Origin of the sequence: Erwinia psidii (genome assembly GCF_003846135.1) — a bacterium.
GTDB lineage: Bacteria > Pseudomonadota > Gammaproteobacteria > Enterobacterales > Enterobacteriaceae > Erwinia > Erwinia psidii.
This window is the reverse complement of the sequence record NZ_RHHM01000002.1, coordinates 220,953-243,224: the sequence shown is the minus strand read 5'-3', so window position 1 is coordinate 243,224 and position 22,272 is coordinate 220,953. Positions and strand designations below refer to the sequence as shown.

Annotated in this window: 15 protein-coding genes and 1 pseudogene; 12 read left to right on the top strand and 4 right to left on the bottom strand. The window is 52.6% G+C overall.

The annotated features are described in order from the left end of the window. Positions 1-215 precede the first annotated feature (215 nt). From EB241_RS03765 to EB241_RS03730, 8 genes are all read left to right on the top strand, one after another. Positions 216-440, top strand: coding sequence for a serine kinase (locus EB241_RS03765; RefSeq protein ID WP_124231873.1), 225 nt, complete (start codon positions 216-218; stop codon positions 438-440). After that, complete coding sequence (locus EB241_RS03760; RefSeq protein ID WP_124231872.1) at positions 427-858, top strand: type III secretion system chaperone; 432 nt, start codon at positions 427-429, stop codon at positions 856-858. The genes EB241_RS03765 and EB241_RS03760 overlap by 14 nt, the downstream gene beginning before the upstream one ends. After that, complete coding sequence (gene sctC / locus EB241_RS03755; RefSeq protein WP_124231871.1) at positions 851-2,884, top strand: type III secretion system outer membrane ring subunit SctC; 2,034 nt, start codon at positions 851-853, stop codon at positions 2,882-2,884. Before EB241_RS03760 ends, sctC begins: the two co-directional genes overlap by 8 nt. Before the next feature lie 13 nt (positions 2,885-2,897). Continuing rightward, positions 2,898-3,092 (top strand): HrpT family type III secretion system protein, encoded by a 195-nt coding sequence (gene hrpT, locus EB241_RS03750; RefSeq protein WP_124231870.1) that lies wholly within the window; start codon positions 2,898-2,900, stop codon positions 3,090-3,092. Continuing rightward, entirely contained in the window at positions 3,085-3,435 is a 351-nt protein-coding gene (gene hrpV, locus EB241_RS03745) for an HrpV family type III secretion system protein (protein ID WP_124231869.1), read from the top strand. The genes hrpT and hrpV overlap by 8 nt, the downstream gene beginning before the upstream one ends. A gap of 304 nt (positions 3,436-3,739) precedes the next feature. After that, a complete protein-coding gene (locus EB241_RS03740) occupies positions 3,740-5,149 on the top strand; it encodes a harpin HrpZ family protein (RefSeq protein WP_124231868.1) in 1,410 nt (469 codons plus the stop codon). Between the two features lie 108 nt (positions 5,150-5,257). Beyond that, the gene (locus tag EB241_RS03735) at positions 5,258-5,725 is read left to right on the top strand and encodes a type III secretion system chaperone (RefSeq protein ID WP_124231867.1); all 468 of its coding nucleotides are present in this window, start codon (positions 5,258-5,260) and stop codon (positions 5,723-5,725) included. Beyond that, on the top strand, positions 5,722-6,933 hold the full coding sequence (locus tag EB241_RS03730; protein ID WP_124231866.1) for a YopJ family acetyltransferase: 1,212 nt from the start codon (positions 5,722-5,724) through the stop codon (positions 6,931-6,933). The genes EB241_RS03735 and EB241_RS03730 overlap by 4 nt, the downstream gene beginning before the upstream one ends. Positions 6,934-7,180: 247 nt before the next feature. Here EB241_RS03730 and EB241_RS21290 read toward each other — a convergent pair. The 3 genes and pseudogenes from EB241_RS21290 to EB241_RS03715 form a co-directional block, all read right to left on the bottom strand. Further along, a pseudogene (locus EB241_RS21290) lies at positions 7,181-7,315 on the bottom strand (IS200/IS605 family transposase); the annotation flags it as partial. Between the two features lie 143 nt (positions 7,316-7,458). Beyond that, positions 7,459-7,785, bottom strand: a complete 327-nt coding sequence (locus tag EB241_RS03720) for a DNA-binding protein (RefSeq protein WP_124231865.1) — start codon at positions 7,783-7,785, stop codon at positions 7,459-7,461. Continuing rightward, positions 7,782-9,221: a pectate lyase gene (locus EB241_RS03715; protein WP_124231864.1), complete on the bottom strand. Its 1,440-nt coding sequence runs from the start codon at positions 9,219-9,221 to the stop codon at positions 7,782-7,784. The genes EB241_RS03720 and EB241_RS03715 overlap by 4 nt, the downstream gene beginning before the upstream one ends. Before the next feature lie 198 nt (positions 9,222-9,419). Here EB241_RS03715 and EB241_RS03710 point away from each other — a divergent pair, with 198 nt between their 5' ends. Next, positions 9,420-15,404: an AvrE-family type 3 secretion system effector gene (locus EB241_RS03710; RefSeq protein WP_233592530.1), complete on the top strand. Its 5,985-nt coding sequence runs from the start codon at positions 9,420-9,422 to the stop codon at positions 15,402-15,404. Positions 15,405-15,460: 56 nt separating this feature from the next. Then, complete coding sequence (locus EB241_RS03705) at positions 15,461-15,880, top strand: type III secretion system chaperone (RefSeq protein ID WP_124231863.1); 420 nt, start codon at positions 15,461-15,463, stop codon at positions 15,878-15,880. 67 nt (positions 15,881-15,947) lie between these two features. On the opposite strand, the gene EB241_RS03700 is transcribed toward EB241_RS03705, so the two are convergent. After that, positions 15,948-17,858 carry a GGDEF domain-containing protein gene (locus EB241_RS03700; protein WP_124231862.1) on the bottom strand — a complete coding sequence of 637 codons (1,911 nt, stop codon included), beginning with the start codon at positions 17,856-17,858 and terminating at the stop codon, positions 15,948-15,950. Positions 17,859-19,587: 1,729 nt separating this feature from the next. On the opposite strand from EB241_RS03700, the gene EB241_RS03695 reads away from it, so the two are divergent. Together EB241_RS03695 and EB241_RS03690 are read left to right on the top strand one after the other, a co-directional pair. Further along, the gene (locus EB241_RS03695; protein ID WP_124231861.1) at positions 19,588-20,514 is read left to right on the top strand and encodes an aminoimidazole riboside kinase; all 927 of its coding nucleotides are present in this window, start codon (positions 19,588-19,590) and stop codon (positions 20,512-20,514) included. A gap of 152 nt (positions 20,515-20,666) precedes the next feature. Beyond that, complete coding sequence (locus EB241_RS03690; protein WP_124231860.1) at positions 20,667-22,226, top strand: carbohydrate porin; 1,560 nt, start codon at positions 20,667-20,669, stop codon at positions 22,224-22,226. Positions 22,227-22,272 lie beyond the last annotated feature (46 nt).

The following is a 22,272-nucleotide window of genomic DNA, read 5'->3' as shown; positions in this document are numbered from 1 at the left end:
CAACACCTGAACACCTGAACACCTGAACACCTGAACACCTGAACACCTGAACACCTGAACACCTGAACACCTGAACACCTGAACACCTGAACACCTGAACACCTGAACACCTGAACACCTGAACACCTGAACACTCAAAAAACTTCATTACCTCACGGAACCACGCTATTCTCCAGGCCACTTAATGACAGGATCACTCACAAAGAGAGTTTACTATGTCATCACTTAGTGCGCTTCAACGCCGTCTGGACACGCAGTTTGACCGGGCGCAAAACCAACTCGACGATGCAACCATGAATTCAAGTGAAGGTTACAGTCAGGAAGACAGTTTCGCTTTTTTTGAGGCAAGCATGGGCTTATCCAACGCCAGCTGGGCAGCCAGTCAGGAATTGACCGTTAAGCACGGCCTGGCTAAAGCCATCATTAATGAGATCAACTGAGTTGCAGGAATGGGTGCAACGCTGGCTGGACAATCCCGGCGAAGACCAGCAGTTAGTGGTGGATGAGGGAAAGATCTGGTTGCAACAGCGGTCAGGGCAGCTGTTTGCCCTGGCCGAACTGATCGTCAACTCACCGCCGGATGAGGAAATGCTGGGACGTGCGTTGCAGCTTTCCGCGCCGGCGTTACGTCATTTTGGTTCTGATGCTGCAGCGCTTGCTTTTCAGGGCCATAGCCTGATATTAGTGTTACGCCTCCGTGAACATCATATTGATGCGGTATGTGAGCAGCTGGAATCATTGCTTAATCAGCGTGACGTCTGGCAAACCATGCTGCAACAGCAGCGAAGAAAAGTAGCAACCCATGGCGCAGTGCCCTTGCACAGCCTGGCACTATTACCAAGGGGAAACCATGGTTAAAAAAAGTAAATCACGCTACCGCTTGCTGGGCGCGTTTTTGATGCTGTGCGCGACATATCAGGCCGGGGCCCAGACTCCAGCCGACTGGAAAGAACAATCCTACGCTTATTCTGCCGATCACACGCCGTTATCCACAGTGCTGCAAGACTTTGCCAGCGGGCATGGTGTTGATTTGCAGCTGGGAAATGTGGATGACACCGAAATTACCGCCAAAATTCGTGCCGACAACGCCAGCGCGTTTCTTGACCGTCTGGCGCTGGAGCACCGTTTCCAGTGGTTTGTTTACAACAACACGCTGTACGTCAGTCCGCTGGATGAACAAAGTTCGGAACGACTGGAGATTTCTCCTGATGCCGCGCCGGATATCAAACAGGCGCTGACCGGTATTGGCCTGCTTGACCCCCGTTTTGGCTGGGGTGAGCTGCCAGACGATGGCGTGGTACTGGTTACCGGACCGCCACAATACCTCGATCTGGTCAAACGCTTCAGTGAACAGCGTGAAAAGAAAGAGGACCGGCGCAAGGTGATGACCTTCCCGCTGAAATATGCCTCGGTGGCGGACAGGACCATCCACTACCGTGATCAGACGCTGGTGATCCCAGGCGTTGCCACCATGCTTAATGAGTTGATGAACGGCAAACGTGCTGCTCCAACCAGTGCCAACGGCAGTGAGGCGACGATGGGCGTGCAGGACAACAATGCCATGATGCAGAATACGCAGTCATTGCTGGCACGGCTTTCCAGCCATAACAACGCGTCCGGTAATCGTTCGGGAGAAAAAGACAACGACATTGACGATCTCAGTGGTCGTATCTCCGCGGATGTGCGTAACAATGCGCTGTTGATCCGTGATGATGACAAACGCCGTGATGAATACAGTCAGCTCATCGCTAAAATTGATGTGCCACAGAATCTGGTGGAGATCGACGCGGTGATCCTGGATATCGATCGCACCGCGCTGAACCGGCTGGAGGCTAACTGGCAGGCAACGCTGGGTGGCGTGACCGGCGGGACTTCACTGATGTCCGGCAGCGGAACCCTTTTTGTCAGCGACTTTAAACGCTTCTTCGCGGATATTCAGGCGCTGGAAGGAGAGGGCACAGCCTCTATTGTTGCCAATCCTTCGGTACTGACCCTGGAAAACCAACCGGCGGTCATTGACTTCAGCCAGACCGCGTACATCACCGCCACCGGTGAACGCGTGGCAGACATCCAGCCGGTTACCGCAGGCACCAGCCTTCAGGTAACGCCTCGCGCGGTGGGGTATGAGGGTCACTCCAGCATTCAGTTGATGATCGATATTGAAGATGGTCAGCTGGAAACCAACAGTGACGGGCAGGCAACCGGCATGAAACGCGGTACGGTCAGCACTCAGGCGCTGATCAGCGAAAACCGGGCGCTGGTGCTGGGCGGATTCCATGTCGAAGAGAGTGGCGACCGTGCCCGGCGTATTCCGCTGTTGGGGGATATTCCGTGGATCGGTAAGTTGTTCACTTCTACCCGGCATGAGATTTCTCAACGTCAGCGTCTGTTTATTCTGACGCCACGCCTGATTGGCGATCAGACCGATCCGACACGGTATGTCACGGCGGATAACCGCCAGCAATTAAGCGATGCGATGCAACGTGTTGAACGTCGTCACAGCAATGTGAACCTGCATGATGTGATTGAAAACGCCATGCGCGACCTGGCCGAACGGCAGATGCCCGCCGGGTTCCAGTCGCAAATGTCAGGTACGCGTCTGAGTGACATTTGCCGCAAAGTGCCGGGACTGCTGTTTGATGGTTCGCGCGCTCAGTGGTACAGCGGCAGCAACGGCAGCATTCAGTTAAGCGTCGGTGTGGTGCGTAATATCACCAATAAACCGCTGCGTTTTGATGAGGCAAATTGTGCCAGCAAACGTACCATGGCGGTGGCGGTATGGCCACACAGCTCACTGGCACCGGGTGAATCGGCAGAGGTGTATATGGCGCTCGATCCGCACCGCGTTCTGGCCGCATCACGCGAATCCTTAATTACTCACTGAGGAGCAGTAACCAATGAAAAAAGCCTCGTTTTTACTGTTGGGGATTGCGCTGTTGTTGACCGGCTGTGCCAAACGTCAGGATAACGGATTATCGTGTACCTCCGTGGATTGCCGCCCCCAGTCCGGCTCTCATCAGTTGGTGATCTGGTGGCAGCCTGATTTACGCAATGGCGTGGCAGATTTTACTCAGGTCTCGGTGAATGAGTAATTCCTGTCCGCAGGTGACTTCACTGCCTGCGTTTCTCAGCCTGTTGCAACTGCGCCAGAATTGTCGCTGGTCGTTGCAACAGGGTGTCGAACTACAGGCGCTGTGCAGCGAGCGCGGGCGGGAAGTGATGCTTAATATGCAACATGGCTTCCAGCCTCCGGGCATTTATCAACAGCTGCTACGGCGCCGCGCGCAACTGCCGGAACGTTATGATGGCTGTTATCTCTGTCTGAACCGGGAGCGGATCCTCTCCTGCTGGTGCCAACTCAGCGACGATACTGCAAGTGATCAAGCGTCGATAGAAAAGTTGTTTAGCCTGTCAGGCATTGCACTGGCGGGATAGCGTAACAACCTTTGTGATGCACACCCTTTCAGCATCACTCTGAGCTGTCCTGACGGATGGCTTTTGCGTGATGCTATTCATCGTTCACCTCAAAGCCAGCCGGCTCAGTAAAGCCTGAGCGCCGTGCCGGTGATTTTTTCTCTGTCATGCCCCTCCTTGCCTCTTTTCTGTGACTTCAGGTTATTTTTTCGCAATCTTCAGGAACCGGCACCGTAATAGCAGCACTCAATAGAGGCTTTGGTATGGCACCGATCGCGTGCCTCGTCCGCAGGGTAAATTTCATTAATTCACAGAGGAAGATGGTATGAGTCTGAATACAAGTCCGCTGGGAGCGACCACGCTGCAACATCACATTAGCAGTGCAGGTAGTAGTAACGGGTTGCTGGGTACAAGTTTACAGAATGCAGGATTAAGTTCCGGTTCTTTGTATGGTTCAGGCAGCAGCCAGAACGACACGATAAACCAACTGGCCGGTATGCTCACCGGTATGATGATGATGATGAGCATGATGGGCGGTAACGGTCTGAGCGGCCTGCTGGGCGGCAGCTCAGGAAACGGATTAGGATCCGGTCTGGGCAATAGCTTTGGTGGTAGCGGCCTGGGCAGCAGCCTGGGTGGTGTAGGCGGCGGTCTGGGTAGTGCCGTGGGCGGCGGGCTGGGTACCGTTGCAGGTGGTGCGGTAGGCGGTCCTCTGGGTGCGACCGTTGGTGGTTCTCTGGGATCTACGCTGGGTGGCAGCACCGGCTCTGCGGTGGGTTCAGGTCTGGGATCCGGCTTAAGCTCTCTGGATAAGGCGCTTGGCCTGAGCCCAACTACCTCAACCGGCTCATCATACGGTAATGGCTCCAGTTTAACATCCGGTTCTGATTCCACTTCAGGCAGCAGCCCGATTGAACAGCTGATGAAAATGTTTGCTGAAATCATGCAGAGCATGTTTGGCGACCAGGACGGCTCTCAGGGTAGTTCAACGGGTAGTCAGCCGACGCAGGACGAACAGAATGCCTACAACAAAGGCGTTACTGATGCACTGACCGCGTTAATGGGTGGCGGACTAAGCCAGAGCATGGGCACCAGTGCGCTGGGCGGCGGCACAGGCTCTGGCCAGGGTGGCGGTACAGGTTCTGGCCTGGGCGGCGGTACAGGTTCTGGTCTGGGCGGCGGTACAGGTCTGGGTGGCGGTACGGGTCTGGGCAGCAGCAGCCTGGGTGCCGGCAACGGACTGGGTGGTAAAAGCCTGCAAAGTCTGAGCGGTGCCGCTGACTTCGAGCAGTTAGGCAACGCCGTGGGTACTGGTGTGGGTATGAAAGCAGGTGTTCAGGCGCTGAATAATATCGGTACGCACAGTGACAGCAGCACCCGTTCTTTTATCAATAAGGACGATCGTGCGATGGCGAAGGAAGTGGGTAAGTTTATGGACCAGTACCCTGAAACCTTTGGCAAACCACAGTACCAGAAAAATGAAGGTTCAGCGGCGAAGACCGATACCAAATCCTGGGCGGAGGCACTGAGCAAACCGGACGACGACGGCATGACCCCGGGCAGTATGGATCAGTTCAACAAAGCCAAAGGCATTATCAAAAGTGCGATGGAGGGTGATACCGGCAACAGCAACCTGCAAGCACGTGGTGCTGGCGGATCTTCGCTGGGTTTCGATGCGGTACTGACGGGTGACACCATTAACAATATGGCACTGGGCAAACTGAGCGCGGCGTAAGCGACCAGTTGGCGGGCAGGCAACCCCTGCCCGCTGTTCTTTACAGGGTTACGCCTGTAAAGCGCCATCCGCTTCCGGGCAATATCAGGGTACCCGTGGAGAATTGTCATGATAATGCAAGATTTACTGGCAGCACTGGCAAGGCGACTGGAGATGGGAACACTGTCACTGGATAGCAATCAGCTCTGCTGCCTGAAAGTAAACACGCTTGAGATGACGCTTGAGTATATGGAACAGCAAAACTGGCTGTTTGTTTATCTCAACATAGGCGCACTCTCAGCCGCACACGGCAACGTTTTGTTAACAGATATTCTTGCCGCCAATCTTTTTCATTACGGCACCAGCGATGGTGCAGCATTTGGTCTGGATCAGGAGAAAGGCGAATTATTGCTGTTTCAGCGCTTTCAACTGCCTGCGGTAGATGAAGCCAGTTTTGTCAGCGCCTGTGTACAAATGATCGAAGTGGCAAAAATCTGGCAGAGCAAGTTACTGCACGGTCCGGCTGGCTCATCAGTGGCTTCACGAATGCCGACGCAACAGGGATTAACTCTGAATATGGCGGGGAAAATTCGATGAATGTATTTGGTATCAAAATAGGCCACAGAAATCCCTCGCAGCAGACTGAACGCACCCCTTCACCCTCACCACAGGCTTCACCACTTCCGGCGGGCAGAGCCGGACGATTACAGCGTCAGAACGCGCTCTCACCCACTATTCGTTACAACGCACGTTCCACCCCCAGTACGCCCGATCGGGCGCGCGCAAGCTCTATGCACGGTGGCGCTGGGAGCAGTTCTCCGGCATGCTCCTCCGGGGCGGCCAGTCCATCAAGAGGCTTAACCCGACAGGCGGGACGGCGTGAGAATGCACAACTGGCCCAGTTCCACGACACAATGCGGGCTTCACCGAAAATGTCGCGCAACGATCCAATACCGGAGACGCCGCCAGAGACGCCAAAGCGTTTGCAGCAAAAAATGGATGCCATCGACCTGCCGAAGCTGAAAAGTCTGGATAAAGATCTTTACCACTATGCCCCTATGGCGACAGAGCTGGTGAATGAAAATAACGGTTCCAATGCGGTTCTGATGCGGATGGATAAAAAGATGCTGCCGCTGATCGCAGAGGCGGAAAATGCGCGCCACCCCGGACTGAATCTGCATGTTTTTAAAAATGCGGATGAGTGCTACAAAGCGATCAAAATGCAGAACAAACAGGTCTGGAGCAGTAAGCAACCCATGAATATGCGGGTGCTCTACTCGCCCATCAAAGGGATGCCAGATCACCATGTTGCGCTGGATGTTCAGTTCCGTCCCGGCCATCGTCCTTCCGTCATGTGTATGGAGTCAGCATTGGGCCATATGATGGATACTATACAGATGGGGATTGAACATGGGCTGAAGGGCGCGAAAGTGAAAATGGTGGGTAACACGATTCAGGCCTCGCAGTGGGATTGTGCCATGTATGCGCTAAACAATGCCCTGAAATTATTCAAGCACCACGATGAATACACCGCCCGTGTGCACGGCGGAGAAACTGACGTCAGCCTGCCGGCAGAGTTTCTCAAACATGCGCAATCGAGATCTCACATTCGGGAAAGCCCTAATAAGAACGACATTGTTTCCAAAGACAAAGGTGGATTACACGCCGAAACCCTGATGCACCGCAATCTGGCGTATCGTACACAGCGTTTTGAGAAAGCTTACAGCACCTCGATAGAAGGCTTTCGTTTTCAGGAGATCCAGCGTGCCGGTGACTATCTCGCCGCGCAACGGGGCCTAAAATAGCCTGCCAACGGTAAAAAGCCGCCGTTACAAAAGGCGGCTTTTATTTCCCTCCACAGGGCATACACCACCTTTAAAAGACGTCTTTGCCCGTGCGGTAAGATTCAAACCCAGCACAATAAGGCAGCGCCAAAAATCGTTGATGGCTCTGCTCACAGAATGTGGTTTTACGTGAGCAATAAAGGACCACCTTCCTGGAAGGTGGCTTTTGAGAATGCCCTCTGAAAGGGGGATTATTGTCAAATTTCGATTACCACGCTGACCATTCCATCTGCTGCTCATCTGTTTGTTCCGTTTTCTCCTGATGCCTCACATACCGTCTGATAATGTCCTCGTTCACCCCGACAGTATCTGCAAATCAGCCACGTGACCAAACGTGGTTGCCCATAACGTTGTGGAAAACGATTTACTACCTCGCCAGCATGTGGTTTAGGGATGACAATAAAAAAGCACCGCGAAACAGGCGGTGCTTTTTTGTTTATTCTCTTTTTTCATCGCCATTTTAAAGACATGCTGGCAGAAGCGCCTTCAGCCACGACGTTGTTCTGACTGCTGCAACTCCAGCAGCCGATCAGCCAGATAACGCGTTACCCACCAGGCGGTATGGCCCACGTCATGGTTTACCCCGTCTTTGTCGCTGTTGATAAAATCGCTATGCAGGCTGTCAACATACTCATCCAGCTGAAACTGCCCCTGACGTTGCGCTGTCGGGCGAGCCAGCACCAGATGCAGCCTTTCCTTAACCTGGGCAATTGCCCGCTGAAAAGCCTGGTATTGCGACGGTGAAAGGTGCTGCTGATGCTCAACCACATCAACCCAGCGTGTTACCGGACGTGCCAGTGGTGAATGGTTCATGATGCCACCGCAGTGAGGTTAGCGGAGGCGGGTACTTTGTAGTGGTTGGCAACGTTATCCAGTGAGACATCGCTGGTATTGACATCCAGCCCTTCACTGTCACTTTTTACAAATGAAAACTTACCGTTCTCAGCGCTGATATGGCTCAGGTTGAGATCCCAGTTACCTTGCTGACCGCCGTTGGTGCGCACAAAGGTGCCGAAATCTTTGGCTTTGACATTGTTCACTGACAGATTGGTATCGGCGTTGAGCTGGATTATTTTGTCTGAAGCATTCTGGAACGTGCTGTTGCTGATTTCAACGTTGGATTTTTTACCCTCTTTATTCGCCTTAACGGTAATGGCGTCTTCTCCAACATTGGTTACATGCAGATTATCAATTTTGGCATCACCGTAAAGATGGATACCATCCGCCCCGTTGTTACCAATCACCACATTTTTCAGGCTGGCACCATCTTCCAGCTTAAACAGCGGTTTCTGGCTTTCTGACTGGCTACCATCACCCAGTTCCGATCCGGCGGTAAAGGTCTGTCCTTTACCATCAAATACCTCACCAGCCTTAACCACGATGGTGTCATGAACCACGTTGGGATTGGCGCTGGCGGTTGGGAAGGTCACATCCTGTGCCGCGCCTGTGCCAGCGCTCCCTGTCGGATCGGACTGGTCACTGACCGGGGTACGGCTGCCAGCACCTTGTACCGTGTTGGCGTAAGCATTACTGTCGCCCTGCGCTGTGGAAATGGGGGCGGTGTTAGCCGTGCCTTGTGATATTCCGCTGTCAGAGGTGCCTCCGCTCGCAGAACTGTCAGCGAGAGATGTGCCACCCTTTGACGATCCTCCGGCTGCATTTCCACTGCCGGTGGAGGTGCCTGCGGCAGTGGTGCCGCCACCTGAAGCGCTGTCATCGCCGCTGTCCGGCTGGCCAAACTGATTGTTTTGCGCATCCATCATCTGTGCGATAAGTTTCAGCAGCGCTTTCATTATGGGATTATCACTGATGGTTCCCCCACCCTGGCCATCAGAACTGATGCTTTGATCCAGGCCGTTGCTGCTCATGTCATTCAGTGTTGACTGGCTGGCATCCTGTGGTGAACTGCTTACCGCACCATTTTGTCCCGTCACACCGCCTGTATTACCCAGCCCTGCAAACGGGCTGTTACCACTGCCCGCCGCGCCTGAAGCGCTATTTTGTCCACCCAACCCTGACAGTGGGCTGGTTCCATTGGCATTGGTGGAGGAATCACCCGTTTGAGATGAGAGCAGAGGTTTTAATAGCTCTGCCAACATCTGAACCAGTTGCTCAATGCTTTGTGGATCGAGAGACTGCTGTCCCTGCGTGGCGTTGCTGCTGTTGCCGGTAGAAAGTACGTTGTTGTCTCCGGGCTGCATACGCCCCGAAGAGGTCGGGATAGTGGTATTAAGTGTCAGAGCTGACATGGATTTTCCCCTTGTTTAAAGTTAACTACCCGAGAAAGTGCAGCGACGGCTGCGAGGATTTAGTGGGACTGGAGTCTCTTTGGTTCCTCGCCCGGCGCTGTCCCGACGATTTTTTTGAGACTGATGGGAACCTTTGGTTTTAGCTTGTCACATAACTTTAACAAACGAGTTATGTGGGATGTAGGACGGGGGCAGGTCATGAAGTTAAGATTGCATGGAACCGAACAGAAAGCCACAGTGCAGAAAACCGAGCATAAAACGACTGGGGCCGGTGCAAGGTTGCAGCAGGGCAGCAGCAGCAGCGCGCCGCAAGTCGCTGCCGGTTCGTTGGTAACCGATGGCAAAAACCGGGGAAAACAGCCAGATGTCCATCAGCAGTCTTCGGCACCGGATGGCAGTAACCCTGCCCGCCAGCAAAAAAAATCATTCAGTCTGAAAAGCCTCTTCGGCGGTAAAAAATCTTCCTCCTCCACCGCACAAACTGCAACGCCGCCAGCGGCAGAGACATCCCGCGCCAGGGGCAACAGCCTGCGTGACTTAATGGCGCAGGAAACGGCCCAGGAACAGGAAAGCGCTGCGCCACCACAGGGGGCCAGTTTAACCAGCTCCGGGGGGGTAAGACGTCAGAGCCTGGAAGATACGGCCGGCCGGACACAGGTGAAAGAGAGCCGTGATGGCCAGCAACCGCCGCAGCATGGACTGGCAGAAAGCGCGCCGCGAAGAGGCTCCACCCTGGGTGATTTGCTGGCCAGGCCGGGAGGTGAAACTGAAGCGTCTGTCACGGAAGGAGGACCACGTTTAACCCGCTCCGGCGGTGGCAGACATCAAAACCTGGCAGGAGCGGATGGTCATCAGGGAGGCGCTGAACCTCCTGCCAGCGGACAGGGACCACGTTTAACCCGCTCCGGCGGTGGCAGACATGAAAACCTGGCAGGATTGAATGGGCATCAGGGAGGCGCTGAACCTCCTGCCAGCGGACAGGAACCGCGTTTGACCCGCTCCGGCGGTGGCAGACATGAAAACCTGGCAGGACTGAATGGGCATCAGGGAGGCGCTGAACCTCCTGCCAGCGGACAGGAACCTCGTTTGACCCGCTCCGGCGGTGGCAGACATGAAAACCTGGCAGGACTGAATGGGCGTCCGGGGGTGAATGGTGAGTCGACACCGGTGCAGCAAAAGCAGCAATTGCACAATTTCAGCCAGATGCGCCAGAACATGTTGAACCGCATGGGCCAGACTTCCTCTTCTGGCACCAACCGGCCTGCGGCTTCCCTCCCTGCCAGTCACCATGAAATTGAAGAAGCGCCGCTCTCTCCAGTTGGCACAACAGCGACTCATTCGGGTACCTCGGAGATTACTGAGGAAGATGGCGACCACGAGTTTGAGCAACTGCACCAACAGCGCCTGGCCCGTGAACGGGAAAACCCCATCAAGCCACCAAGACTCGGCGTTGCCACACCACCCTCCGTAAAATTCAAGCCGAGACTGGACACCATCGCGGAAAGTGCTCTGGAGGGGACAAGCATGAAGCTGTCAGCGCTTCAAACTCAGTCCACGCTCAAAGGCGGGATGGGGTTGGGTACGGCGCCGCTGGGGATCACGCTTGAGAATGGTAAGTTACAGCTGGACAAGGCCAATCCAAAAGCGATCAACACATTGCTGGCACAAACGCTGGGAAAAGATGATCAGCATTACCTGGCGCACTCTGCCAGCAGTGACAACAGGCAGCATCTGCTGCTGGACCATCAGGGCCGACTGTTTGATATCAAAAGTAGCGACAGTGGCTACAGCGTCCTGCATAACAGTCAGTCAGCGGAAATTAAGACAAAACTGGCTCAGGCGGGTAAAGCGCCGATCGTTCTGGAGAGCAATAATGGTAAGGTGCAACTTAGCATCGGCACTGACGGCCAGAATAAGCTGCCCCTCAGCCCGGCCGGAGAAATGCACCGCTCACTACTCAGTGGCGTCTGGCAGCATCCTGCGGGCGGGGTACGCCCGGAGGGGCAGTCGATTTGCCTGCATGATGACAAGATCCATGTGCTGAATCCTGAGCTGGGGGTATGGCAGACCGCAGGCAAGGAGGCACACAGCCAGCTTTCCCGCCAGGCCGATGGTCAACTTTATGCCCTGAAAGACAGCAGGACGCTGTGCAATCTGTCGGGGAATCAGGCCTCGGAAAAATTTGTTGATAAAATCAAATCGTACGCCGTCAGTGAGCAAGGACAGGTGGCCATTCTCACTGATACCGACAGCCCGCACCATATCTGTGTGATGCCGTCGCTGGATACGTCACCGGAAAACCGTGTCCAGTTCAGTCTGCACCTTGCCGACACCATGGAACAGCTGCATCGCGGACAGCCCCATCTGGAAACACAGTCCATCGGGATGAGTAAGGGACGACTTTACGCCGCGGACAGCGAAGGAAAACTCTACAGCGGAGCCTTGTCGCGGGTTAAAGATGGTGAACTGCCGATGAAAGCCCTCTCCCAGAGGGGGTTGAATCAACATTTTGGTAGCGACCACCGCATTGCCGGCTTCTTCAACGATGACCACGGGCAGCTGAATGCGTTAGTGAAAGATAACTTCAGGCAAGAGCACGCCTGCCCGTTGGGTGAAGACCATCAGTTTCACCCCGGCTGGAACCTGACGGATGCGCTGGTCATCAACAACCATCTTGGGCTGGATCATGTCAATCCTGAACCGCATCAGGTCCTGAATATGGGGCGTGAGGGCAGTCTCACCCTGCAGGAAGGTAAAGTTCACTATTTTGACCAGCTGACCAAGGGCTGGACCGCCGCAGAATCTGACTGTAAACAGCTGAAAAAAGGACTGGATGGCGCGGCTTATATCCTTAAAGACGGTGAAGTAAAACGGCTGGATATCAATAACAGCACCTCTTCTATCAGCCAGGGGAAAGATAATTTCTTTGCCCTGCCACATGTGCGCAATAAACCGGATCCAGGCAGTGCGCTTCAGGGACTGAGCAAAACGGATAAGGCTCAGGCGATGGCGGTAATTGGGGTGAATAAATATCTGGCGTTGTCCGAAAAAGGCGACATCCGCTCGTTCCAGATTAAGCCGGGGACGCAGCAGCTGGAACGGCCACCACAAACGCTCAGCGCTGAAGGCATTACCGGGGTCCTGAAAGATATTCACGTTGATCATCAACAGAATCTCTACGCCCTGAACCATGACGGTGAGATTTTCCATCAGTCGCGTGAAGAGTGGCAAAGCGGTGAGGAAGGCAGCGGCTGGCAAAAGTTGGCTATGCCGAAAGGCGAAGGCAAACTGCAACGCCTTGAGATGGATCATGAACACCAGCCGGTGGCGACCCTGGAAGATGGCAGCCAGCATCAGTTGAGAGGGGGAGAATGGCATGCCCACACCGCGCCGGAACCAGCTCCGCTGGAAGTGGGAATACGCGATTCAGAACAGGTGTTCGGCAGATTAACCCAGGGGTTACGGGGTCGCATTATTCCCGGTACCGGCGTAACGGTTGAGACGTCGGCGCAGGTTGCCGGTCAGACCGGAAGGGAGAATCGCCGGATTAGCAGTAAATTTGCTGACAGGGTGCGGGCCTATATTTTCAACCCGACCATGACCACACCACGCCCAATTAAGAATGCCGCCTACAACATACAGCACAGCTGGCAGGGTCGACAGGGCCTGAAACCGCTGTACGAAATGCAGGGAGCGCTGATTAAGCAACTGGAATCCCATAATGTGCGTAACAGCAACGCGCAGCCTGATTTGCAAAGCAAACTGGAATCGCTGGATTTGGGGGAGCATGGTGCAGGACTGCTTGATGATTTGAAACGTTTTCGCGATGAGCTTGAGCAAAGTGCCACCCGTTCGGCAACCCTTCTGGGACAACACCAGGGGGTGTTAAAAAGCAACGGTGAAATTAACAGCGAATTTTCGCCGTCGCCCGGCAAAGCCGTGGTACAGAGCTTCAACGTTAACCGATCGGGCCGTGATCTTAGCAAAGCGTTAGAGAAAGCGGTCAGTCTGGCTGCTCCCTCGCCGCAGAGTAAATTACAGACCCTGCTCAGCCATTTTGTCAGCGCCGGGGTGAACATGAGTCACCAGAAAGGTGATGTGCCGATGGGCCGACAGCGTGACCCCAATGATCAGACGGCGCTGACCAAATCACGACTGATTCTGGACACGGTTACGCTTGGCGATCTGCACCAGCTGGCCGATAAGGCTTCACTGATATCAGGGCATCAGCCCGCTCCCGATCAAATTAAACAATTGCGTCAGCAGTTCGATACCCTGCGGGAAAAACAGTATGGTGGCAATCCGGTTAAGCAGTACACCGATATGGGCTTTACGCATACCGGGGCGCTGGAAGCGGACTATGATGCGGTAAAAGCCTTTATCAACGCGTTTAAAAAAGAGCACCACGGGGTTAATCTGACCGCGCGCACCGTGCTTGAAACCAGTGGCAACGCCGAGATGGCGCAGAAATTAAAAGACACGCTATTGTCACTGGACAGTGGCGAAAGTATGAGTTTCAGTCGCTCTTACAGCGGTGGCCTGAATACGGTGTTTGTACCGACGCTGAAAAATATGCCGGTGCCGGTGGTCCCCGCTGCAGGTGTCACGCTGGATCGTTCTTATGAACTGAGCTTTAGCCGCACTTCCGGTGGGTTAAGCGTCAACTTTGGCCGTGACGGCGGCGTTGCTGGCAACGTATCGGTTTATACTGGCTATGACTTAATGCCCTACATGACCGGTAAGAAAACCACCGCCGAGAATGCCACTGACTGGCTGCACCTGAAACACCAAATCAGCCCGGATTTTCGTATCGGTGGCGGCCTCAGTGGCCGTTTACAGGGTACGCTGCAAAACAGCCTTAACTTCAAGCTGACCGAAGATGAACTGCCAGGTTTTATCCACGGGCTGACTCACGGCACGCTGACCCCAACAGAGCTAATGCAAAAGGGAATTGAGCATCAGATGAAGCAGGGCAGCAAGCTGGTATTCAGTGTAGATACCTCTGCGGCATTTGATCTGCGTGCGGGCATTAATATTACTGATGAAGGCGTAAAGCCTAATACCGTGACGGCGCGTGTGTCTACCGGGGTCAGTGGGTCGCTCAATCTGGTGGCAGGCAGAAGAGATCGCAGTACCAAAGCAGGCGAGTTTGGCAGCACCATATCAGCCAGTGACAACCGCCCCACCTTTTTTAACTCCGCCAGCGTGGGTGCCAACCTGACCGCCGTTATGGGCGTGGCTCACAGTTCTACGCACGACGGTAAAGCGGTGGGCATCTTTCCTGCTTTTACCTCGACCAACGTCTCTGTAGCGCTGGCGATGGATAACCGCACCACGCAGAATATCAGCGTGGAGCTGAAGCAGGCCGATCCGGTCACCAACAACGATATCACCGAGCTGACGTCGACGCTTGGCAAACATTTTAAGGACAGCGACAGTGTGAAACTACTGGCCGACCTTAAAAAGGAGGAGAACCCGGACCCGGTGAAGCAGCTGGACGCGCTGCATCGTCACTTCAACACCAGTTCCGTGGTGGGTGACGATCGCTATGAGGCGGTACGTACCCTGCAAAAGCTGGCTCTGCGCCAGCAGGCCGTTGACAGCAACACCATGGAGTTAGCCTCTGCCCGCCATTCCACCTCCTACGGCAATCTGTCCCGGCTGGATAAAAACGGTATTTTTAGCATTCTGCAACACCATTTTAACGCGGCGTTACCTGCCAGCAGTGCGACTCGTCTCAGCGCGATGATGGATAGCGACCCGGTGCTGAAGGGGTTGATCAAAGCGTTACAGAAAACCCCGTACAGTAGCGCCAGCGTGACAATGGAACTGAAAGATGATCTTCGCGATCAGACCGAAAAAGCCATTCTCGACGGCAAAGTGGGCCGGGATGAGTTGGGCGTTCTGTTTCAGGATCGTAACAACCTGCGCATCAGATCGGTCAGTGTCAGCCAGTTCGTCAGCAAGAATGAGGGGTTCAACACGCCCACTCTGATACTGGGTGCCAGCAACAGTGCTGGCGTCAGCATGGGGCGCAACATCGGTACTATCAACTTTAAATATGGCCAGGATCAGGATATCCCCCGGCGTTTCACGCTGGAGGGAGAAATTGCCAAAGCCAACCCTCAGGTGGCATCAGCCCTGTCTGAACTGAAAAAAGAAGGGTTTGAAATGAAGAGCTGATAAATTTCATCGCCTTCAGCCAGACCTGCCTAATCACTGCATTAAGGAGAGAGAGGATGACCCCATCACAGCGCCAGGTTGAAAAGTTATTGCAGCACTTTTCCGCCGGTTGCAAAACGCCACTGCACCTGAAGGATGGCGTATGTGCCCTGTATAACGATCAGGGCCAGGAGGCTGCGATACTGGAAGTGCCGGATCAGAGTGACAGCCTGTTGCTGCATTGCCAGATTACAGAGACGGATCCACAGGCCTCGCTGACGCTTTATCCGCTGTTGCTACAACTGAACTTTGAAATGGCCGCGATGCGTGGCTGCTGGCTGGCGTTGGATGAAATGTATAAAGTCCGTTTATGCTTTCAGCACTCGCTGACGCAGCTTGATGAGGCAACATTCAGCCATGTGGTCAGCGGATTTATCGGGCAGGCCACCGAAGTTCGTGATTTTATTACCCAGATGATCGGACGCAACGTGGCCTGAGTGATAGCAGGCGCTGACAGTGAAGGAAAATGCATGGCGAGGGCGTTAAAGTGTCCTCGCCATCCTGTCATTGATCCTTGATATCACGGAAATTGACGACGGTATTTCTTCCTGAATCCTTCGCGATGTAAAGTGCGCGATCGGCTCTGGAAACCAACGAGTCAATCGTGGTGTCTTTATTATATTCTTCTGCGATAAAGCCTATGCTGATAGTGACAATGCCTTTTTCCGATCCGGCATGTGGGATGGCTTCCGACGAGACACGGTGACACAGTTTGATGATGCAATCCTCTGCTTCCTGTTCATCGGCGACGGTTTTTATCAGAGCAAACTCCTCGCCACCAATTCGTGCCAGAATATCATTTTGCTTATCGATATTTTCAGAAAGAATATTCGCAACGATCTTAAGGCATTGATCGCCCTGAGGATGACCATAAAAATCGTTATATTTTTTAAAGAAATCAAAGTCGATTACCGCGAGTACGATTTTGTTTTTTATCTCACCCAGCTTTAATAATAAATCCTCACCCTGATTAAAGAAAAACCGACGGTTACCAATTTTGGTTAATGGATCGGTATGAGAAATAATAAACAGTTCCTGGTTAGCCTGTTCGAGCTCTTTGGTTCTTTCGTTTATCTTATCTTCCAGTGATTCCTGTGATTTTTTCACCCTTTCCATCATGTCGATATAAGCAATTTGCAGTCTTTCTATTTCGTCTTTATTGTTTTTTGGCTCAGAGGAATGAAGGCCTTTTTCCGATGGAATAACCGTGGACGACAGAGCAATAAGATTATTCAAAGGTATCGTTATTTTATTCTTCAGGACACTTGACAATATCACCAGCTCCATTACCAGCGTTGTCATTGCCAGATAAATGATCACCTTGATATTAAACAGCACTTCTGCATATAACAGCGATTTAGGATAATGCACGGCGATTGCCCAGGGCGTGTAAGGAATGCGACCCACTGCGACGATTTCTTTTTTTAAATCCAGCAAGTTAACTTTGTATGACTTATCATTCACTACCGCGTTAGTCAGTGGAAAGTAATCTTCTATTTTTAGCGATTTTATCGACGCTGCCCCCTGGCTGGAAAATATCTCTTTTTGATATTTATCATCGGATATTATCTTGCCTTCTTGCGTCGCTTCAAAAACGGTAATTCGGGTTCCTTTGATTTCAGGCTCAGAGGTTCTCTTCATTAAATTATTCAGCAGAAGATCAACACAGGCCATCATCTTATGCTTTGCACCAGCAGAAGGAATATCCGATGTTGCAATCGTGGTCATCCAGGCTTTGTTCGAATAGTCATAATAGATGCTGGTAAAAATGGCATTGCCATCGTTTTGGGCGAAACCGCGAGTGAAAAATTCATAGCCAGAAAGATTCAATGCATCATTACCTGAATAATGGAACGCTTTGGCAATATCTTCTTTTTGAAAAATGGTGAAACCCTTTTCGGGCACCACGCCATAGAAGTTTAAAAATCTGTTCTTAAGCACCACTCCGTATTTATAGGATAACAGGTATGAAAGAACGAATCTTTTTCTGGTGTCCGCATCTGGCACAACATCCGGGGAGTAGGTGGCAGAGGTACTGTAAACATATTGTCCGTCTGATAGCGTAAAGCCATCATACATTTTATTGTTTTGCGTATAAGAATTATCATCGTGTCTGATAAATATTTCATTGAAATAGTTATCATATTTTGTGGAGTTGTTTTCTTTATTGTATAAAATTTTAAATTCATCGAGGAAATTTTTTTCTGTCTGGATTATTTCCTGGAAGGGAATACTTTCCCGAAAGATTTTTTGCTGTGTGGAAATCAGTAACTGAGCCTCGCACGACTTAAGAATGGTTGTATAATCAAAATAATACGAAATTGATCCCACCACAATGACCACTATTGTGGTTCGGAGTGCGGCAAGCCACAATGCCTGGCTGGCGACCGTTTTGCCATTCAAAAAATTAATCAATTGGTTCCCCCCGAGAAACGTAAAAAACTGACTAAACAAAAATATGAGAATAAAAATTTGCCCTACGGTAACCGTGGAATTGTTATATGGCTTGATTATCGGTCGCCGTTAAGTTTTCTTTAGCTGTGGTGGCACTCCGCGTGAAAAGTCATATTACAACGAGGTGAAAATAAGATTAATTTTTAAAATATACTTTTATTTCAATCACCTTTTTACCAGCCCTGCGGTCGTCCAGGCGCAGCCCGCCTGTCGTACTGCTTTACAGCCTGGCTGGCACTGCTGCAATGGTGGGCGCTGTGCGCAAACCCGGTTTACCGCATGGCCTGTCCATGAACCCTGTCAGCCAGTCAGTACGGTAAGGATCTTTGCGGTAAAGCGGGTATTGTCGACGCTGATGCTGGGGTTGACAGGTGCTCGCTAACTGAGTCAGAGCGGTCCGCGATTGTTCGGTGCGTTGAGGATTGATCATTCATCCTGACAGTTCTGGTAATGAACCTGCTGGCGCTGAACTGAGCCAGGCTTTTAGCGACGTTATGACTCTTTCGTACTGTTTAAAATTCGGCGTGCCGTGGTTTATACCCTGTGCATCTGTTGCAAGATTAAAACGGCCCAGTACAGAGGGAAGTGATATCCTGCTGAAAGGCCTTCGGTGGAAAAGAGTTATGCGAGACTGTTTCAGAAAGAGCCATATCCATGTGAGTTTAATCAATACATTGCAATAATAATTTCTTTTTCATACATCAGATAAAATAAACTTTTTGCACGTTTTTATTTTCAATACCTCTGTTTTCTTATAAAAATGAAAACAAAAGCATTATTACTTCCAATAAATGCTATTAAGGAAATCATATTCTGAATTATATCATACTGATACATACATTCCGTTTTCCATTACACTTCTAAAAACGAACCTGACTTCACCACTGCCCGGCTGAATGGGGTAGCAATATCACCGGGTTAAGGTCCGCCTCGTCAGATTTTCACACCCGCAAAATGACAAAATGTCTTCCTCGTGTAGTGATGTCTGAAAAATCTTCAGCCCCTGTTTTTTCTCATGCTGTCATACCGTAATGCCATTAACCGGCAACCGTATCGCCTGCACGTTATCTGCCCGCGATGAAACCCAGTCTGGCAGGAACTAGGGGGATATCTGCTCTCTACGCTTTCGCAGTTCCGGCGATTCCCAGTCATCGTTTTCTTTGCGTTTCGCATCATCGCCTTTTGCCTGATTGGCAATATTGCTCCGCAGGGGGGGTGACCGGACGATACAGAAAAAAGGCCAAATAAAACAATACAGACAGACATTTCTGGGCAACGTAGTCTGCGGTTGACAAACGTATTATGCCCGGTGCCCCGTTACACTCAGAGCCTGTCCCATCAGGCTATTATTACTTGCCATTTTGGCCCTGGGCAGTGCTCGAAATCCTCACGTACTCCGTGTACGTTCCGGTTTCTCCGCGCTGTCCGTGTCCAAACTGCCTGCGACAATTACGCCTGATGGGACAGGCTCTTAATCAGGCACCCTCGCAAAATCAGTCAATTCAGTTTACATGCCGGCGTTCTGAACACCGGGACGCCGACACATCCGTTCCTTTTGGTTATGGCTGATTGAGCACGGGATCAAATTTTCAGACATAACGGCTTTTCGACAGGAGGCAAGAAAGGCATAATCGAAAACTCAAAAAGCTAAACCGATTTAGCTAAATCTGAATGTTAGGGAGATGATCTCATGTCAGTACGGGTATGGTGCCTGGGTGATGCCGTGGTGGATCTTTTACCAGAAGGGCAGGGACGTTTGCTGCAATGTCCGGGGGGGGCGCCCGCAAATGTGGCGGTGGGTATTGCCAGATTGCAGGGAAACAGTGGATTTATTGGCCGGGTGGGCGATGACCCCTTCGGCCATTTTATGCGTAAGACGTTGGCAGACGAACAGGTGGATACCGCGTTTATGCTGGCCGATGCGGCACACCGTACCTCGACGGTAGTGGTGGCACTGGATGATGAGGGTGAGCGGTCATTTACCTTTATGGTCCGTCCCGGCGCCGATCTGTTTATTGAGCCGTCGGATCTGCCACCTTTTAAACAGGGTGAATGGCTGCACTGCTGTTCCATTGCCCTTGCGGCGGAACCTTCCCGCTCCACCACCTTCAGCGCGATGGAACGTATGCAGGCGGCGGGCGGGTTTATCAGCTTCGATCCCAACATTCGCCACGATCTGTGGCCGGACGCGACATTACTTCAGAGCTGCCTGAGTCAGGCGCTGCAACTGGCCGACGTGGTGAAGCTGTCCGAAGAGGAGCTGGCGTTTATCAGCGGCGCTGAACAAATCGACAGCAGTATGGAGCATCTGGCGCAAAAGTACGGTATCCGCCTGTTGATGGTGACACAGGGCAGGGCAGGGGTTCGGGCGTGGCATAACGGTGAGATTTACCACTATCCGACCTTACCGGTGGTCAGTGTGGATACCACTGGCGCGGGCGATGCCTTTGTCGCGGGGTTATTGTGGGGGCTGGCACAGTCCGGTCTGCCGGAGAATGAACCGCAGCTGGCCGCCCGGCTGGGTAGCGCACAGATCTGTGGCGCACTGGCTACCACGGCGAAAGGGGCGATGACTGCCCTGCCTTACCGTCAGCAGCTGGAAGAGCAACTGGGGTGATCCCGCATCGTTTTGCGAGCTATCTCACAATCACTCATTCGGTTTAACAAATTTCATTGCGACGAGAAATTACTCATGATTATGATGTGCTCCTAAACCGGTTTAGCAAAAATAATGTGACGATAGCCTTTCCTCTCCAGGGATGCAAAACAATGAAAAAAAGCACTCTCGCTGTTGCCGTAACTGTGGGTTTATTGTCAGCTGCTGGCCCTGCATGGGCAGCACCTGATATGAACAGTATTGAATCCCGTCTGGCCGCGCTGGAAAAGCGTTTACAGGCGGCTGAACACCGTGCTGATGTCGCTGAGAACCGGGCTGAAGCTGCCGAAAAACAGGCGCAGAAACTGGCCGCTACACAGCAACAGACCCCGACTTCTTCCACTCAGGCCGGACAACAAACCACCCTGACTGAGCAAAAAAACACCGAGGCAGCACCAAAAGTGACCCCGGTGGCACAATCATCGGCTGGCGAAGGATTTGAATTTCACGGCTATGCCCGTTCCGGTCTGCTGATGAACAGTTCCGCTGCGAAAACCCAGGGTGGCCCGACCATGACGCCAGCTGGCGAAACGGGTGGCCATGTTGGTCGTCTGGGCAATGAGCCGGACACCTACGTTGAAATGAACCTGGAGCATAAGCAGACGCTGGCAAATGGTGCGACCACGCGCTTTAAGGTAATGCTTGCTGATGGCCAGCGGACCTACAACGACTGGACCGCGGACAGCAGCTCACTCAACGTGCGTCAGGCCTTTGTTGAACTTGGCCACCTGCCCACCTTTACCGGCGCGTTTCAGGACTCCACCGTCTGGGCCGGGAAACGCTTCGATCGGGATAACTTTGATATCCACTGGATTGACTCTGATGTGGTGTTCCTCGCCGGAACCGGCGCGGGTATCTACGATATGAAATGGAGCGATCAGGGCCACAGCAACCTGTCCGTTTACGGGCGGACCTTTGGCGATGTCGAAAACAGCGAGAACACCGCTCAGAACTACATTCTGTCACTGAATAACTTCTATGGTCCGCTGCAATTTATGGTCAGCGGTATGCGTGCCAAAGATAACGATGACCGCCTCGATCTTGACGGTAATAAGGTCAAGGGCGACGCGGCAAACGAGGGCGTTCACGCGCTGCTTGGCCTGCATAACGACAGCTTCTACGGTCTGCGTGACGGTTTATCCAAAACCGCGCTGCTGTATGGTCACGGCCTGGGTGCGGAAGTGAAATCCATTGGCTCAGACGGTGCGTTGCTGCCGGAAGCCAATACCTGGCGTCTGGCCACCTATGGTATCACCCCGCTGGGCGGTGGCTGGCATATTGCGCCGGCATTGCTGGCACAAACCAGCCAGGATCGTTATGCCAAAGGCGACAACTATCAGTGGGCAACCGCCAACCTGCGTCTGATTCAGGAAATTAACCAGAACTTCGAGATGCAGTACGAAGGAAGCTATCAGTATATGGATCTGCGTCCTGAGGGGTACAACAATCGCAACGCGGTCAGCGGCAGTTTCTATAAATTCACCGTTGCGCCGACGCTGAAAGCGGGGGATGTCGGCGACTTCCTGAAACGCCCGGAAATCCGGCTGTTTGCCACCTGGATGGACTGGGATCATCGCCTGGATAACTATGCCGGGGATGACGCTTTCGGCAGCGACGGCTTCAAAGCCGGAGGTGAATGGAACTTTGGTGTTCAGATGGAAACCTGGTTCTGACGATACGGCCCCTGACGGGGCCATTTCTGATGGTGAGTAAAAGACA

Bases quoted from the DNA above. Each gene is read 5' to 3' on its own strand.
- EB241_RS03765 (WP_124231873.1), top strand. From the start codon at position 216: ATGTCATCACTTAGTGCGCTTCAACGCCGTCTGGACACGCAGTTTGAC.
- EB241_RS03760 (WP_124231872.1), top strand. From the start codon at position 427: ATGAGATCAACTGAGTTGCAGGAATGGGTGCAACGCTGGCTGGACAAT.
- sctC (WP_124231871.1), top strand. From the start codon at position 851: ATGGTTAAAAAAAGTAAATCACGCTACCGCTTGCTGGGCGCGTTTTTG.
- hrpT (WP_124231870.1), top strand. From the start codon at position 2,898: ATGAAAAAAGCCTCGTTTTTACTGTTGGGGATTGCGCTGTTGTTGACC.
- hrpV (WP_124231869.1), top strand. From the start codon at position 3,085: ATGAGTAATTCCTGTCCGCAGGTGACTTCACTGCCTGCGTTTCTCAGC.
- EB241_RS03740 (WP_124231868.1), top strand. From the start codon at position 3,740: ATGAGTCTGAATACAAGTCCGCTGGGAGCGACCACGCTGCAACATCAC.
- EB241_RS03735 (WP_124231867.1), top strand. From the start codon at position 5,258: ATGATAATGCAAGATTTACTGGCAGCACTGGCAAGGCGACTGGAGATG.
- EB241_RS03730 (WP_124231866.1), top strand. From the start codon at position 5,722: ATGAATGTATTTGGTATCAAAATAGGCCACAGAAATCCCTCGCAGCAG.
- EB241_RS03720 (WP_124231865.1), bottom strand. From the start codon at position 7,785: ATGAACCATTCACCACTGGCACGTCCGGTAACACGCTGGGTTGATGTG.
- EB241_RS03715 (WP_124231864.1), bottom strand. From the start codon at position 9,221: ATGTCAGCTCTGACACTTAATACCACTATCCCGACCTCTTCGGGGCGT.
- EB241_RS03710 (WP_233592530.1), top strand. From the start codon at position 9,420: ATGAAGTTAAGATTGCATGGAACCGAACAGAAAGCCACAGTGCAGAAA.
- EB241_RS03705 (WP_124231863.1), top strand. From the start codon at position 15,461: ATGACCCCATCACAGCGCCAGGTTGAAAAGTTATTGCAGCACTTTTCC.
- EB241_RS03695 (WP_124231861.1), top strand. From the start codon at position 19,588: ATGTCAGTACGGGTATGGTGCCTGGGTGATGCCGTGGTGGATCTTTTA.
- EB241_RS03690 (WP_124231860.1), top strand. From the start codon at position 20,667: ATGAAAAAAAGCACTCTCGCTGTTGCCGTAACTGTGGGTTTATTGTCA.